The sequence below is a fragment of the Mucilaginibacter sp. L3T2-6 genome, assembly GCF_030519355.1.
In the GTDB taxonomy this organism is placed as follows: Bacteria; Bacteroidota; Bacteroidia; order Sphingobacteriales; family Sphingobacteriaceae; genus Mucilaginibacter.
Map to the genome: position 1 here is coordinate 118003 of NZ_JAUMKC010000008.1, position 16125 is coordinate 134127.

Below are 16125 nucleotides of genomic sequence, written 5' to 3' on the forward strand. Positions count from 1 at the left end.
CTTCGGCATGGTTTCCAGAACCTTTACAGTTTAAAGCACCTGTAAACATTTAACAACCTTATTACCAATATCGTACAGCAGGGTTACAGTGAAATTCTGTAAAGTACCCGTAAACCTTACTTTTGCAGGCGGATCACTGCTAACCTGTAGCTATAAGTTAATGGGAATTACATTATACCGTAAACCCTGACATATAAACTTTATGTATTTCCCCCTCTAAATAGTGAATTTCTCTTATGATAGAGTAATTTGTATCGCACGTGCAGTCAGCACCATATCCTGCATGAATCCCCTTTTTGAGGTGAGGAAATAATCGATCTAAATTTTGCACCTTTGAGCGGATAAGTTATCAACCATTACAACATTTTTAAATGACCCTATTTTATAAACTTCTGATAACCGCAGTTTTGCTGCAGGGCGCCTATGGCTACGCGCAAACTACCCTGCCCATGGCAGCAAATCTGAAAGCCACTTATAGCAATGGCACACGCACAGAGAGCGGCGCCCCGGGGAAAAATTACTGGCAAAATACAGCTGATTACAACATCGCGATTAATTTCAATCCTGCCAGCCGCGTTTTGGATGGAAAAGTATCAGTGGATTATGTCAATAACAGTCCAGACACGCTGAGCGAAGTCGACCTGAAACTATATCCGAATATTTATAAAAAAGGCGCTATCCGTAACATGCCTGTTTCGGCTGCGGATTTGACGGATGGCGTACAGATAAAAAAGCTGGCTATTAACAATACAGATCAGCAAACATCAGCCTGGCGTATCGACGGCACTAATATGACGTTGAAAACACCGGCTGTGCTGCCGAAACAGAAGATACACCTGGATATTGCTTATTCATACACTTTAAATAAAACGTCACATATTCGCACAGGCCAGGTAGATTCGGGGGCGTTCTTTATCGCCTACTTTTTCCCGCGAATTGCTGTCTATGATGATATAGATGGCTGGAATCTTGCCCATTACCGTGGCAGCGAAGAGTTTTATAATGATTTTTGCCATTTTAACTTATCGGTAACTGTTCCGGGCGATTATAAAGTGTGGGCAACCGGTAATTTGAAAAACGCGCAGGAAGTGTATGCACCTAAAATTGTGCAGCGCATTCATGAGGCAGAACTTAGCGATAAAGTGACCGACATTATTCCGCAATCCGAGCTTGGCGAACGGGTTACCGCCAACAATAAATATAACACCTGGAAATTCGAGGCCGACAGCATTACCGACATCGCTTTCGCTACCAGCAACCACTACATGTGGCAGGCCAGCAGCCTGGTGGTTGACCCAAAAACGGGCAGACGTACACGCGTGGATGCGGTATTTAACCCTGCTCATAAAGATTATTTTGAGGTAATAAACTACGCCCGCAAAACGGTCGAAGCCATGAGCTATACTTTCCCGAAATGGCCTTACCCCTACCCTCACGAGACTGTGTTTGACGGCCTTGACCAGATGGAATATCCCATGATGGTGAATGATAATCCGACGCAAACGTCTGAAGATGGAATTGAGCTGACAACCCACGAAATTTTTCACACTATGTTCCCTTTTTACATGGGCACCAACGAAACCAAATACGGCTGGATGGATGAAGGCTGGGCTACCATAGGCGAGTGGACCATAAGCCCGATAATAGACCCGAAAATTGCAGATACGTTTGGTGTGGAAGCGTATGCGCGAACAGCCGGAAAAGAGGAAGATTCGCCGATAATGACCTTAACTACACAGCTCACCGGAGCAGGTGGTTTTACCGACTCTTATCCCAAACCTGGCCTGGGCTATCTTTATATAAAAGACATGCTTGGAGACGAACTGTTTACCCGAGCGCTGCACAACTACATCAAGCAATGGCATGGCAAACACCCCATGCCCTTTGACTTCTTTAACTGTATGAACACGGGTGCAGGCTTGAATATGAACTGGTTTTGGAAAAGCTGGTTTATTGATCATGGCTTACCCGACCTGGGCATTACAAAAGTAACTAACAACCAAAACGATTATTCAGTTGTGATTAGCCGCATCGGCAGCAAACCTATACCTATCGACCTGACCATAACTTATAATGATGGCAGCACGCAGGCAATTCACCAAAGCATAAAGGTTTGGGCGAACGGCGAAAAGAAATTTACCGTTAAATTTACTGCAAAAGGCAAAGTAACAAAATTAGTCCTTGGCGGAATTTATGATCCGGACTCGAAAAAATCGGATAATGTTTGGGAGGCAAAGTAACTTCCGCAGCGTTAAGATTGCTTTTTGTTCGCTGAATATATTCAACTAGCCATACTCAACCTGTCGATTTGACTACCCCGCGGTTGCCACATTATGGGCGACGGCACTTCGCGTACATGCTACATCAAAACTTTTACGCTTCAATTACCTTTCCTTTTATAACTTGCATCAGCTAATTTATTATTAATGCACAAAGGCGGCTTTCTGCGGGTAATTTTAATCATGGCGGCAATAAGCCTGTTGCTGGATTGGTATGTTTACAGTGGCCTGAGAACACTTGTTGCCGATTGGCAGTCGTCCAGATTACGGTATGTGGTAACTTTTGGATACCTGGTGATTTCTGTAGGGATAACCGTAACTTTTTTAGCCGGACTTAGCAGCTTCAGTACAGCACGCGGCATGACGCCATTTCATGAATGGGTGTTAAGCCTTTTTCTTACTTTCTTAATCACGAAAATATTTTTTACGGTGATATTGTTTTTGGGTGATTTGGGCAGATTTTTTTATGGGATTTTTACCCGCTTAAATATGACAAAGGCTGCTAACGGACCGTTTTTACCCGCCCGCCGCAAGTTCATAAGCGAAATCGCCATACTGGTAGCGGCGGTTCCTTTCGGTGGCTTGCTTTATGGCATGTTGAGAGGCAAATATGATTACAGGGTAAATCATGAAATTCTTTATTTTGATAGCTTACCTGAAGCCTTTGATGGCTTTACCATTACGCAACTGTCCGACATCCATTCCGGTAGTTTTGATGATGAAAAAGCTGTGCAGCGTGGCATCGATTTGGCTAAAGAGCAAAAAAGTGACCTGTTTGTTTTTACAGGTGATTTGGTAAACAATGCCGCCTGGGAGATTGAACCTTACATCAAAGGTTTTAGCGGGTTAAAGGCGCCATACGGACAGTTTTCCATCCTCGGCAACCACGATTATGGCGACTACATTGAATGGAAAAGCGAAGCCGAAAAAGCCGCAAATCTTGATAAACTGAAAGCGCACCATGCCGCCTTAGGTTACCGGTTAATGCTCGATGAAAATATAGAAATAGAAAAAGGCGGCCAAAAAATATCGCTAATAGGGGTGCAGAACTGGGGCCGTGGATTTATACAGGCAGGCGACTTAAACAAAGCTTTAAAAGGTGTTGATGAAAACGCCTTTAAAATTCTGCTTTCTCACGACCCTACGCACTGGGAAGACCAGGTCAGGTTTCACCCGACCACCATACATTTAACACTTTCGGGCCACACCCACGGTGCACAATTCGGCGTGGAGACAGCTGGCTTCCGCTGGAGCCCGGTACAATACCGCTACCTGGACTGGGCTGGTCTCGCCAATGAAAAAGACCGTTACTTGTATGTTAACCGGGGCTTTGGTTTCCTCGCTTTTTCAGGCAGGCTGGGAATTTGGCCGGAGATTACCGTGATAACTTTGAAAAAAGGAATTAGAGATCAGAGGTCAGAGATTAGTTGACTCAAGCTGACCTCTAGTCTCTGATTAACTGATCACCGCTCCAATCTAAACACCGCTGACGGAAAATCCTTATCATTAAAAACTTCTTTTAAATTTTCAACCCTGGTTGATTTATCGAAAATCATTACCCGCCGTGTATCACTTTTATAGAGTGGCCAAGCAGGCAGGCCGGCAGTATTGGGATTGCCAGTTTTAATAAAGGCTACCCAGGCGGCGTGCATTCGTGCCGCTAACTGAGCCTTTTCGCCACCGGCTGCGATTATTTTTTTTGTATCCCATAAGTATTTTAGCTCTTCGGCATGCGCTGCGCCGTATTTTTTACCATCTTCAAAATCAAAACGATACATATAAACGGGAATACGATTTGCTGCAAGCGCTTTTGCAAAACGGTAGCTATGCATCTGGTACATGTATTGAGTAACCACGCCGATAGCCGCAGCATAAGGCGAATCCGTTTTCAGTTTGGCTTGATAGGTGCGGTTAACAAAAGGCTCATTATCCCTAAATAGTGGTTTAAGTATATTTTCATCAGGCTGGTTGCTCCAGGCCTGTTCGCTTACAAAAGCCCGCGCCTCGGATTTATTGGTGCCGATAAGCGCCCTTATGCGAGGCATATTGGCGCCAGAAGCGTATTTATAGCCATCTTCAGCAATTACCTGCCCGTCATATACCGGGCCAAAAAATGAGTTCCCGCCAATACCCTGGCAAACTATGGCCTGCGCATGCATTATCGTATCAGCGGGCATAGTAAGCAATTTGGCAGCATCTGTCGGCTTTAAGCGCAGTTGTTTTAATATCAATGCGCGCTCATTTTTTGCGGTAGTAATATCCCTGATGCATTGCACAGAACCGCTTTCGGGAATTATTTGCTGAAACAAGCCTTTTGATCGCGGCGATACGGCTACTGCGCTCAACAGTTTCGCCCCGGCCGATTCGCCCATTAAAGTCACGCGGCCAGGGTCGCCACCAAACGAAGCAATATTCTGTTTAATCCACGTCAGCGCCGCTATTACATCCAGCAAACCGTTGTTGCCTGATTGGGCATACCGTTTGTCAATATCGCCCAGATACAGAAAGCCAAAAACACCCAGCCGATAGTTGATAGTAACGGTTACAATATCATCATTATCAGAAAATGCATGCCCGTTCATGCTTCGGCCGGAGCCTCCTGTCATGCTGCCGCCATGTATCCATACTACCACTGCGCGTTTTTGATTGTCGGTTTTTGGGGTGTATAAATTCAATGTCAGGCAATCTTCATTACCCCTCGCTGATTTTCCATCCGGTTGGGTAGCTATTTCACCAAATTTCCGGGTGGATAAAGTATCTTTCCATGCAGCGTGTTCTGTTGGTGGCATATACCTTAAAGTGCCAACCGGCGGAGCTGCATAAGGCACGCCTTTAAATACCGCAATATTATTTTCAAGGTCGCCTTTAATGTAGCCTTTGTTTGTTTTAACGACGGGATTAAGTCCCTGCGCATAACTTGAACAGGCGATAGCAACAAAGAAGAAAATTATGTTAATTGATTTTACCGGCTTACAAAAGGAGTCACTGATTTTAGATAGTTGCATAGGAATAATTGACTTAGCGATGCAAATTAGCGATTAAATGTTTTAAACCATGCATAACAGCCATACTGGCACGGTTTAGGCTTACATTGTTACATTTACCACAAACAACATGGCAACTCAGCATACAAAGCGGATAGGCAATCAGTCGGAAGAAAAAACGGTTAGTACAATGGACACCCTGCATGATACATGGATGGTAATGAAGCCATTTGTGCATTTTTCTGTTAAAGCAATGAAATTATTGGCGCATGCGCTTATTTATATCGTTAAGCATGTGCCAAAGCCAGAAGGGCAAAAAACGGGGAAAAGTAATAAGGTAATTAAGATTTAAAATAAGACGTACCGTGGATAAAACTTGCATCATTGCTATGCGTAACGGCCGGGTATGCCGTAAGGTATTCCTTCCGGCGCTCTGAATATGCTTAGAAGTTTAAACACATAAATACAAGTTTTGTCGAATTAAATTCATATTTTATTTTATTATTTTGAATTTAATTCAATAAATATCTAAATTTACCGTATGATTAACGAAACAGAAATCATACTGGATAAAACAGATCTGCACATTTTACGATTGATGCAGGAGAATGCCCGTATCAGCAATGCCGACCTAGCCCGCGAGCTGGGAATGGCTCCGTCGGGCATACTGGAGCGCGTTAAAAAGCTGGAGCAAAAAAACGTTATTCTGCAATACACCACACGCATTGATCCCGACGTTTTGCAGCAAAAAATGCTGGCTTTTATCTTTATGAAAGCTTCAGACGGGCCAGGTTGCAACGATACAGCCCAGGCTCTGGCCAAAATCCCGGAAGTACAGGAGGTGCATCACATAGCCGGCGACGACTGCTACCTGGTAAAAGTGCGTACTTATGATTCGGCCTCTTTAGTTAACATGATGCGTAACGAGTTCAGCAAAATCCCAAAACTGATCAGTACCCGCACCACCATCGTCCTGGAAACAGTTAAGGAACAACAGCAGTTAGTAATACCCGAGAAATAATTTATATCATGGCTATCATGTCACAAAAGTCAGCATCGCCCCTATTGGTTGTACTTGCCTTTGCAACCGTTTACATTGTTTGGGGCTCTACCTATTTCTTTATCCGCATGAGCGAGCAGGGCGGCATGCCTCCGTTTTTGCTCGGCGCCATACGGTTTACTACAGCAGGGGCATTACTAATGGGATGGTGTATATTTAAAGGCGAAAAGATCTTCGTGAAGCGCGACATTATAAACGCCGCTGTTACAGGCCTGCTGTTGTTACTGGTTGGCAATGGAATTGTTATATGGGCAGAAAAAACCCTGCCAAGCGCTATGGTGGCCATTATGGTATCCTCTGCCCCTATCTGGTTTGTTTTACTCGATAAACCAAACTGGGCCGTCAACCTAAAAAATAAATCAACTATAATCGGTCTGATAATCGGCTTTGCAGGTGTGATATTGCTATTCAGTGAACAGCTTCAGGTAATGTTTACCGGGGGTGGCGCCTCAATGCTGCCGTGGATGCTGCTGTTGCTTTTAGGGTCTATGTCATGGTCGTACGGCTCACTCTATGCTAAACACAGGCCATCAACAGGCTCTGCTTCTGTAAGTACGGCCTGGCAAATGCTTGTTGCAGGAATTGCTTACCTCCCGGTAAGCTTGTTTCATGGCGAATTTAGCGGTTTAAACCTTGCTGATATCCAATTAGGCGGGTGGCTGTCGGTATTATATCTTATTCTTTTCGGGTCAATAGCTGCCTACAATGCCTATGTGTGGCTACTGCAGGTAAGGCCGGCTACACAAGTGAGCACTTATGCATATGTAAACCCCGTAATAGCTGTAATATTAGGTGTAGTATTCGCGCATGAGAATATCTCCGTAATACAGTTAACGGGACTATTTGTGATATTAGCGAGTGTGCTGTTAATTAATCTGGCAAAATACCGCAAGGAAAAAATGGCTTTGGCAAGCGCCTGATACTTCCGGTGCCGAGATGCAACGCTTTACGTCTCTGCATTTTCCATTTATTATTACAAATCCTTGGGCAGGGATCTTGCTGGTGTTTCCCATTTGCCGAATTCAAAATAATCTTCGATACTGATGCTGATTTTGCTGCCGATTTGATATTTACCTTTGCTGTAGTTGTTGGCGCGAAGAATCACGCCATCGCGCTCAATCAGCAGCTCTTCAAAAAAGCCTTTAAAAAGTATTTGTTTTACCGTCCATTTAGCGCCCAGGCCTTTGCTTATCTTAACGTGTTCGGCATAAATTATCACTGTTCCGCGCTTGCTTTTTATGCCGCAGCTTTTCGCCTCTTCCGACGTTAGCTGGCTGCCGCTGGCCAATATCTGGGCGGTATACAAAAGCTTGGGAGAATTGTAAAGCTCTTCCGGGCGTCCGCTTTCTACTATCTCGCCCTCTTTTAGTACTATCAGTTCATCCGCCATAGAGAGTATCTCAGCAGGGTCGTGCGATACCAGTACAATGGTTACCCCCCATTCTTTTACAATATAGCGAATATCGTGCTGCAGGCCTTCCCGGTAAGTAGCATCAACCTGGTTGAAGGGTTCGTCGAGCAATATCACTTCAGGCTTGCTTATCAGGGCTTTGGCTATGGTAACGCGCTGCTTTTCTCCGCCGCTCAACTTGCCGAATGGTTGATCTTTAAGCTGGAAGATATCAAGCATATTGAGCGAATCAGTTATTTTTTTCTCTTCCGATTCCAAACCCAATTCACTGATACGCAAACCCGAGCGCACGCTATCCCACACGGTGGCCTCCAAATCCATATCCTGGTTGTTTTGCGTTACCAGGCGCATAGCCTCGTGTGCAGGCTGTAACTTTTCCTCGCGTTTTAGTATGCGCTCTTCTTTAAAAAAAACCTCGCCGCTATCAGGTTCCAGTATACCGTACAATAAATTTAACAGGGTAGTTTTACCGCTTCCGCTTTCACCTACAATGGCGGTAACCTTTCCTTTCGGAATAAAAATGGTAACATTATTAACACCAGAAGATTTATCGCCAAAATAATTTTTGGTAACCGATATAGTTTCCAGGATCATATCATCTTGCATACTGATCAGCAGTTGTATACTCTTTATAGCTCTCCCCAAACCTAAAACATAAAATGCTATCGCCGAAATTTATTTTGGACGAACAAGGGCAAAGATGGCAAAACTGAAGTAAGACAAAGCGTGAAGACGACAGGCTATGATGTAACTTTTCCAGCTTCAGCGGCCGCCTTTGGGGCTTAATTATTAAACAACTATCTTTAAAAGGAAATTAACCTTAAAATTCCCCTGTTATTATTATGGAACACAAAAGAGAACACAGAAACTGGCACGAGGTTCACACCGCTTCACTTGCCTTTGGTCAGCGCCTGGCCGACAGCGTGGCTAACGGCATGGGATCATGGCGGTTCATCATCATTCAAACTTTTATTGTTGCGTTATGGATGTTATTGAATGTGGTTGCCTTTATCCAGCATTGGGATCCATATCCCTATATTTTGCTAAACCTGCTGTTTTCAACCCAGGCAGCCTATGCTGCACCGATCATTATGATGTCGCAAAACCGGGCAAGTGAACGAGACCGGGCCCAGGCTGATGCTGATTACAGGACAAACTGTGAGGCAAAAGAAGAAATCGAACAATTAATGAATAAGCTCAATTCTATTGAGGTGGATAAACTGGACAAAATTTTGGCCTTGCTTGACAAAATGGATAAGAAATAACACGATTGCTGAATTGAATAGATTTGCGTAATATCAACGTAAGCTCAATTCTATAAGCAACACGTTGCGTAGTTGGAGGACAGATTGCGAACACAAAAGTTCAACCGCTGTGGCCATGGCCAGCCAAATCGTCATTTTTCCTACCTTTGTCCTGCATGAACAACATTGATGAGGCGGCAGAAGAAGCGGCAGCCGAAATAAAATCTAAAACCCGAAAACAGCGAATCTGGAATATCGTAAAAACGATTCTAAAGGTTGCAGTTACCACTGCGTTACTCATCTGGGTGTTTAGTAAGGTCGATTTTAAATCGGTGAAAGACAGGTTGCTGCATCCCCAATACTGGTGGATGTACATAGCTGCTATTTTCTGTATGTTTTTATCAATGGTTGTTTCGGCGTGGCGGTTGATGAGCTTTTTTAAGTCGATGGGATTGAAGCTAAACCCGCGGTATAATCTCCGGTTGTACTTTATGGGCATGTTTTACAATTTCCTGCTTCCCGGCGGTATCGGCGGCGATGGCTACAAAATCTATCTCATCCGTAAAATTTATAAAACGCCGGCAAAAAAACTTTTACTTGCCGTAATGTTCGACAGGCTGAGCGGCTTGTGGGCAATTGGATTTATTACCGTGATTCTGATAGCCATGATACCCGCTATCAAGATAAGTATCCTTGTCCCCGTTGGTATATTGCTGGCTGGTTCGGTCATTTATTACCTGGTAGTCAGACGTTTTTTTAAAGACTATATCAAATACTTTTTCCAGGCACATGCCAAAGCGCTGTTATTGCAGGCCTTACAGATACTGGCCGTAATTTGTCTTATAATAGGGCAGCCGGATGCAAACATTATCTATCCGCCTTATCTGCTGGCGTTCTTAATTTCAGCGTTTGCCATTCTTATACCGGTTACTGCCGGTGGCGCGGGGGCGCGCGAAGGCTTCTTTACCCTGATATCCATCAAGTTCAAATCAGTGTTCCCGATAGTTCCAACGCTTGGTGTTTTTATAGCATCGGCTTTTTATCTTATCTCGCTTATAGTAGCGTTATTGGGGATATATTATGCAATATTTCCGGGCCGCCTGCATGATGGATTGCCCGAAGAAAATCCCGGAGGAATTGAGCTTTCCTAAATTTATTAACAGAATTTTATTCTGAATTAAATGATATAATAAAATTAAAATTGCCAATTTCAACCCAATATACTGTATTTAAATTCTGTAAAAATCCCTTAAGGCAGTTTAAAAAAATTTGCCGGTTAAACTTATTTTTTAATTTTGCGTTATTCAAAATAAACCCGGATAATGGCCAGTTTTAATGATTTTGATAACCCGCAGGTGGCTGCTTTACCTGCCCATTTAAAGCAATTTATAGTAGACCAGCACTACGAACATTACACACCAATCGACCATGCCGTTTGGCGATATGTAATGCGCCAGAATTACAGTTACCTTAAAGATGTTGCCTACTATCCATATATTCCCGGATTAGAAAAGGCCGGCCTAACCATAGAAAAAATACCAAGCTTACAGGAAATGAATAATGCACTCGGCAAAATTGGCTGGGGTGCTGTAACCGTTGATGGGTTTATACCACCCGCTGCTTTTATGGAGTACCAGGCTTACCGTGTGCTCGTAATCGCTGCCGATATTCGACAGCTCAATCATATCGAGTATACGCCTGCACCGGATATCATACACGAATCTGCAGGTCATGCGCCTATTATAGCCGACCGGGATTATCACGAATACCTGAGTTATTTTGGGTCGATAGGTGCTAAAGCCATGTTCTCCGCGCAGGACTTTGAGTTATATGAAGCTATTCGCGCTTTATCGATATTAAAAGAAATGCCCAATACTAATGAAGATGAGATAAAGAGGGCTGAAGAACTGCTTGCTTACCGGCAGGACAATATGGGTGAACCATCAGAAATGGCGCTATTGAGCCGCTTACACTGGTGGACAGTAGAGTACGGCCTGATAGGTGAGCTCGATAATCCAAAAATCTATGGCGCGGGTTTACTGTCATCAATTGGCGAAAGTGCAAGCTGTATGCAAAGCAAGGTTAAAAAGCTGCCATATACGATCGATGCAGTGAACTATACTTATGACATCACCAAAACTCAGCCTCAGTTGTTTGTCACGCCAACCTTCCAAAACCTGATTGATGTACTGGAAACTTTTGCAGACACAATGGCTTTCAGGCGTGGGGGCAGCTATGGCTTGCAAAAGGCTATCGACAGCAAAAATACTTGTACGGCAGTTTATAGCTCCGGCTTGCAGGTGTCCGGTACATTTACTGCCTTTAAACAACACAATGGGCAGCCCGCATATATCAGGACTACCGGCCCTTCTGCACTCGCCGTAGATAACCGGCAGTTGTACAGCCACGGAAAAGATTATCACACCGATGGGTTTAGCTCGCCGGTTGGTAAGCTAAAGGGACATGCCATGCCCCTGGAAGATTTAAGCCTTGACGAATTGGACTATTTTGGAATAGCGCCAGGCAAAACAACCGAACTAGATTTTGAAAGCGGAATTACCGTAAGCGGCGAAATAAAAGGAATACACGCATCAAATAACAAAACCCAACTGATTAGTTTTATTAACTGCACGGTAAAAGACGCTGAAGGTAACATTTTATTCAATCCGGAATGGGGCAGCTATGACATGGCGGTTGGCGAACGTATTGTTTCAGTATTTTGCGGGGCGGCTGATAAAGAAGAGTTCATGGAAATTGCCTACAAATCGAACACTGCCACGCACCATGTGGTTTATGACGAACGCACAAAAGAGCTGCATAAGCTTTATCAACAGGTACGCGACCGGAGGCAAACCGGCGGCGATTTCGGTTTTTTAGGCAACGTATGGCAGATGCTGCAAAAATATCACCACGACGACTGGCTGTGCGCATTAGAGATCCTGGAAATACTTGAACATGAAAATGTTGAGCCAGGTCTTGCTGAAGAAATACGCAGCTTTTTGAAAAACAAAGCCGAAACCCAACCGGAATATAAGAAACTGATAAACGATGGTTTTTATTTAATTAAACACCCTGTGGAACAAAAATTAGTGGTGTGAAAAAAAATTTCTGCGGAACAGAAAACATCGCATTCGGGATACTTAATGAACGAATAAAAATCATGAAAGATGGCGAACACCCGGATTAAAAAATATTCGTAATATAGCGCCAACAGACATCTATCTCTAAAAACACTTTAACTCCCCGTCTTGGGGCCAGGGGCATGAACATCATTGTAACAGGAGCCAGCAGCGGCGTAGGTTTTGAGGCTGTGCTTGAATTGATACTATCGGGAAAACACAAAGTAATAGCCTTATCCCGTTCGCAGGATAAATTGGAGCGCTTACTTGAAATTGCGCACGGTTTAAACCCTGACGCGGAAATATACGCTCTTGCCTTTGATATTGTACATGATGACTATGCAGGTTTAGTACAGTTCATCGGGGGCAACTTTGATAACCGCGTCGATGTGCTGGTTAATAATGCCGGCGCGCTTGTGAATAAGCCCTTTGTGGAACTACTGGAGACTGACTTTGTGGAAATGCTGCAGTCCAACTTCATTGGCCATGTACGTATGGTACAGGCAATGCTGCCTGTAATGCCGAAAGGCTCACATATCGTAAATATCGGGAGTATGGGCGGCTACCAGGGCAGCATAAAGTTCCCGGGATTGTCGGCTTACTCGGCATCCAAAGCGGCGTTGCATACTTTAACCGAGTGCCTTGCCATTGAACTGGCCGAAAGAAATATAACTGTTAACTGCCTTGCTTTGGGCTCGGCGCAAACAGAAATGCTGGAGAAAGCGTTCCCGGGCTATCAATCGCCGGTTATGGCTTTCGAGATGGGTAAATATATAGCAGACTTTGCAGTTACCGGACATCGTTTTTTTAATGGAAAGGTTCTGCCGGTGGCAGTTACTACACCCTGAATAGCGGACTGGTAATTAATTTTTCAGGGAATATTCGGATCGTCAGCGCCTCAACCATGCTGACAACTATATATTCCCGAAAGTTGACAGGTATTATTTGGAGCTCTCAGTAAAATTTGTTAATTTTATGTTATCCAGGCACAATTACCTTATCCGTGAAAACATGGATTATAGTCTACCCTTCCTTCTGGAACAATCAAGCGACTTTTTTTGCGTATTAGACCGCGATGGGTCGATAGTAAAAACCAACGCTGCCTTCAGGAATATGCTGGGTTTTTCGGAAGTTGAACTTGCCGGAAAGAAGGCGAATCTATTTTCGCACCCCGCCGATATAAACAGACGGGAAGAGTTGCTTGAAAACTTGTCTGTAAATAATGAAATAACCGGGCACGAAAGCCGCATTAAAGGCAAAGACGGTCGCTATTACAGTATTCGCTGGTCGGTAAGTTTAAATAAAGAGGATAACCTGATATATGCACTTGGGGTTGACATAACAGGCAATTTAAACGATCATGCAAGTGATGATGTGGGCGGCAATATCAGGAACATCATACAAAGTTTTAACGAAGGTTTTTGCATAGTAAATAGCCGGTGGCTGATAACATCGTTGAATCCCGCTTTCCAGGCAATAACGGGGTTAAAAAGCGAGGAGTTGGAAAATATCAACTTTCGGGAAGTGACCAGCCTGGGGTTGACAGATAAACTGCTTGCCGAATTTGAGGGTGCTCTTGCCGACAGTTCATCAAGACAGGTGCAATACTTTAACGACTATCTTAAAAGATGGTTCAGGATAAATATTTACCCTTATAAAGACGAAATTGCGGTGTTTATTAGGGATATAACCAACATAAAAACACAACAACTGGTGCTTGCGCTCGAGAAAAACGTGCTCGAATTAAATGCCTCTGCAACATATACTTTATCCCAAACCATAAACCAGCTGCTTAAAGGCATCGAAGAGATCTATCCGGACATGATCTGCTCTGTTTTGGAAATTGACGAAGCACAGGAAAAAATTTATCACCTGGCGGCTCCAAAATTACCTGCTGAATATTGCATGGCGATTGACGGCAGCACCATCGGTCCGAAGGCGGGCTCGTGTGGTACGGCCGCCTACCACCGCAGCCAGGTAATTGTAAGCGATATTGACACCAACCCGTTATGGGAAGACTACAAGCACCTAATGCAACCGTATGGCATTAAAGCGTGTTGGTCGACGCCTATAATCAGTTCGAACAGTACCAGGGTGCTGGCTACGTTTGCTGTATATTATACCACGAAGCGCGAACCGCGGCCCGAAGAGTTGCGCCTGATTGAACGTACAACCAATATCCTTCGTGTACTAATTGAGAACAAAAGGGTTTTAGCCCATGTGAAAGACCAAAACCGGCGTCTCCAGGAAATTGCATCAATAAGTTCACACGAGATAAGGAGGCCGGTAGCTACCATTTTAGGGCTTACAAATTTATTCGACCGGAACAATCCTGACAATCCCCTGAACAGGGAGATAATCAACCATATCGACAGTACCGCGAAGGAACTCGACAGCGTGATTCATACTATTGTTGAGAAGACAATTTATTTACAGGGCGACGAAGATTAGGCATTGGTAGCTTAATCAATTTTTCGGAGTAAAAACCTGCGTTAGCATAAGTACTTGTGCTATTGTTTGAGTTACCGCAAAAGAAACCATCCGCGAGCGTAACCCAATTTCGCTTATACATTCCATAAGACGATCAGTTCGGCAGACGACATCGGCCAACCTTATTTAGCGGCAGTTGGTCTGTATATTTTTATCTGTTGCGAAAATTCAACGGCTGTTATCAGCAATTAACTGCGGCGGATAATAACCCTTTTGATTACATCCCCTATTTCTTTACAACAGCCGACAGTATGGCAAAAGTTAAGGCAGCTTGTCCGATCCAGAATATAAACATCCATTTTATCGTTTTCGCTTTATTTTCGCTGGCCTCTTTGCGGATGGCAGCGATATCATCTTTTGTGGCTAATGTTTTAATTGCTGCTTCCACGGAGCGTTCGGCTTTGTTATCAATATATTTAAACACCGCCTCGGTGATGTCGTGACCAAGCTTTTCGGATAATAGTTTATAAAGCCGGGCGGTTTCTTTTACTTCCAGGTACATAACAAATATAAGTGAATAGTTGATTGAGTTTCGGGAAATTTGTTTGATTTATTTTATGCGAGAGACCAGTATCCGGCCTCCCGCGTTTCAGGCTATTGTTTTGTAATTAGTTCGAGTTGTTTCTTAACAATTTCGGATTTACCGTTTTTTATGTCGTAGTCAAAAGCTCCTTTCGATGTCATTATACGTATAAAAGCAATCTTTTTATTTTTAAGTATATCCATTTCCTGCCCGCTTAATGCGTAATATATATCACTGCCCACATAAGTAAGTGTCCCGCCGCTAAGAAAAGAGGAATGCGAGTCTAAGGCTGCTGTGATTTTCAGCAACCGGCCATCGGTAAATTTTATGACGGTGGTATCTCCTTTTAATACCGAGTAGTAAATATTCAAAGCATCTTTAAGGTGAAAGGATAACAACACTTCATTCTTTGTCCTGATTGTGCTAACTGTAATGGCATGCTGAATCAATGCAAAGGGATTTGCAAGCACCTCCGTTTTGGTGCTAAAAGTGGTATCTCCGGTTATCTTATCGATAATTGGTTTTTCAAGTTTTTGCGCATTCGCACTAAGCGACAGGATTGTTGTTATTATAATTAAAATATACTTTTTCATATCGTTTAGGTTGATAGCATTATCCTTTAAGTTTTATAAAATCGTTCAGTATCACTTCGGTCATATAGCGTTTATTGCCGTCCTTATCAACCCAGCTACGGCTGGTAAGCTTCCCTTCAATGGCAACTTCATCGCCCTTTTTCAGGTAATCGCCAATAAACTTTGCCTGGCTGCCCCATGCTACCAGGTTATGCCATTGGGTTTCGGTAACCCGCTCGCCTTTGTCGTTTTTGTAAGTTTCGTTTGTGGCGAGCGGAAACTTTACCAGCTGCTTGTTGGTGTCAAATGTTTTTACTTCGGGGTCGGCGCCCAGGTTACCCACCAGGCGCACACTGTTTCTTAATGAATTCATGATTACTTAAATTTTATTTGTTTTTAATTGACATCACAAAGGTGGGTTTTGCTAAAAATATTAGCCGGTT

15 protein-coding genes are annotated in these 16125 nt (G+C 43.7%); 10 read left to right on the forward strand and 5 right to left on the reverse strand.

The window, feature by feature from the left end; all coding sequences use genetic code 11:
• The first annotated feature begins 371 nt into the window (after positions 1 to 371).
• Both Q3W13_RS11095 and Q3W13_RS11100 read left to right on the forward strand, forming a co-directional pair.
• Positions 372 to 2240, forward strand: a complete 1869-nt coding sequence (locus Q3W13_RS11095; RefSeq protein ID WP_302863754.1) for a M1 family metallopeptidase — start codon at positions 372 to 374, stop codon at positions 2238 to 2240.
• Positions 2241 to 2462: 222 nt separating this feature from the next.
• Complete coding sequence (locus Q3W13_RS11100; RefSeq protein WP_302863756.1) at positions 2463 to 3710, forward strand: metallophosphoesterase; 1248 nt, start codon at positions 2463 to 2465, stop codon at positions 3708 to 3710.
• Positions 3711 to 3742: 32 nt separating this feature from the next.
• Here Q3W13_RS11100 and Q3W13_RS11105 read toward each other — a convergent pair whose 3' ends face one another.
• On the reverse strand, positions 3743 to 5284 hold the full coding sequence (locus Q3W13_RS11105; protein WP_302863757.1) for a carboxylesterase/lipase family protein: 1542 nt from the start codon (positions 5282 to 5284) through the stop codon (positions 3743 to 3745).
• A gap of 109 nt (positions 5285 to 5393) precedes the next feature.
• On the opposite strand from Q3W13_RS11105, the gene Q3W13_RS11110 reads away from it, so the two are divergent.
• The 3 genes from Q3W13_RS11110 to Q3W13_RS11120 all read left to right on the forward strand — a co-directional run bounded on the left by Q3W13_RS11110 (position 5394) and on the right by Q3W13_RS11120 (position 7243).
• Positions 5394 to 5615, forward strand: a complete 222-nt coding sequence (locus tag Q3W13_RS11110) for a hypothetical protein (protein WP_302863759.1) — start codon at positions 5394 to 5396, stop codon at positions 5613 to 5615.
• Positions 5616 to 5804: 189 nt separating this feature from the next.
• Positions 5805 to 6284 carry an Lrp/AsnC family transcriptional regulator gene (locus Q3W13_RS11115; RefSeq protein ID WP_302863760.1) on the forward strand — a complete coding sequence of 160 codons (480 nt, stop codon included), beginning with the start codon at positions 5805 to 5807 and terminating at the stop codon, positions 6282 to 6284.
• Positions 6285 to 6301: 17 nt separating this feature from the next.
• Positions 6302 to 7243: an EamA family transporter gene (locus tag Q3W13_RS11120; RefSeq protein ID WP_302863762.1), complete on the forward strand. Its 942-nt coding sequence runs from the start codon at positions 6302 to 6304 to the stop codon at positions 7241 to 7243.
• A 53-nt stretch (positions 7244 to 7296) separates the two neighbouring features.
• Here the strand turns inward: Q3W13_RS11120 and Q3W13_RS11125 are convergent, their stop codons facing one another.
• Positions 7297 to 8340 carry an ABC transporter ATP-binding protein gene (locus Q3W13_RS11125; protein WP_302863763.1) on the reverse strand — a complete coding sequence of 348 codons (1044 nt, stop codon included), beginning with the start codon at positions 8338 to 8340 and terminating at the stop codon, positions 7297 to 7299.
• A gap of 236 nt (positions 8341 to 8576) precedes the next feature.
• Here Q3W13_RS11125 and Q3W13_RS11130 point away from each other — a divergent pair, with 236 nt between their 5' ends.
• The 5 genes from Q3W13_RS11130 (at position 8577) to Q3W13_RS11150 (ending at position 14548) form a co-directional block, all read left to right on the forward strand.
• Complete coding sequence (locus tag Q3W13_RS11130) at positions 8577 to 8999, forward strand: DUF1003 domain-containing protein (protein WP_302863764.1); 423 nt, start codon at positions 8577 to 8579, stop codon at positions 8997 to 8999.
• A 155-nt stretch (positions 9000 to 9154) separates the two neighbouring features.
• Positions 9155 to 10129, forward strand: a complete 975-nt coding sequence (locus Q3W13_RS11135; protein ID WP_302863765.1) for a lysylphosphatidylglycerol synthase transmembrane domain-containing protein — start codon at positions 9155 to 9157, stop codon at positions 10127 to 10129.
• A gap of 171 nt (positions 10130 to 10300) precedes the next feature.
• Complete coding sequence (locus Q3W13_RS11140; protein WP_302863766.1) at positions 10301 to 12076, forward strand: aromatic amino acid hydroxylase; 1776 nt, start codon at positions 10301 to 10303, stop codon at positions 12074 to 12076.
• Positions 12077 to 12240: 164 nt separating this feature from the next.
• The gene (locus Q3W13_RS11145) at positions 12241 to 12945 is read left to right on the forward strand and encodes an SDR family oxidoreductase (RefSeq protein WP_302863767.1); all 705 of its coding nucleotides are present in this window, start codon (positions 12241 to 12243) and stop codon (positions 12943 to 12945) included.
• Positions 12946 to 13108: 163 nt separating this feature from the next.
• Complete coding sequence (locus Q3W13_RS11150; protein WP_302863769.1) at positions 13109 to 14548, forward strand: PAS domain S-box protein; 1440 nt, start codon at positions 13109 to 13111, stop codon at positions 14546 to 14548.
• Positions 14549 to 14813: 265 nt separating this feature from the next.
• Here Q3W13_RS11150 and Q3W13_RS11155 read toward each other — a convergent pair whose 3' ends face one another.
• The 3 genes from Q3W13_RS11155 to Q3W13_RS11165 all read right to left on the reverse strand — a co-directional run bounded on the left by Q3W13_RS11155 (position 14814) and on the right by Q3W13_RS11165 (position 16055).
• Entirely contained in the window at positions 14814 to 15089 is a 276-nt protein-coding gene (locus Q3W13_RS11155) for a hypothetical protein (protein ID WP_302863770.1), read from the reverse strand.
• Positions 15090 to 15181: 92 nt separating this feature from the next.
• A complete protein-coding gene (locus Q3W13_RS11160) occupies positions 15182 to 15703 on the reverse strand; it encodes a hypothetical protein (protein WP_302863772.1) in 522 nt (173 codons plus the stop codon).
• A gap of 19 nt (positions 15704 to 15722) precedes the next feature.
• Positions 15723 to 16055, reverse strand: a complete 333-nt coding sequence (locus Q3W13_RS11165; RefSeq protein ID WP_302863774.1) for a single-stranded DNA-binding protein — start codon at positions 16053 to 16055, stop codon at positions 15723 to 15725.
• Positions 16056 to 16125 lie beyond the last annotated feature (70 nt).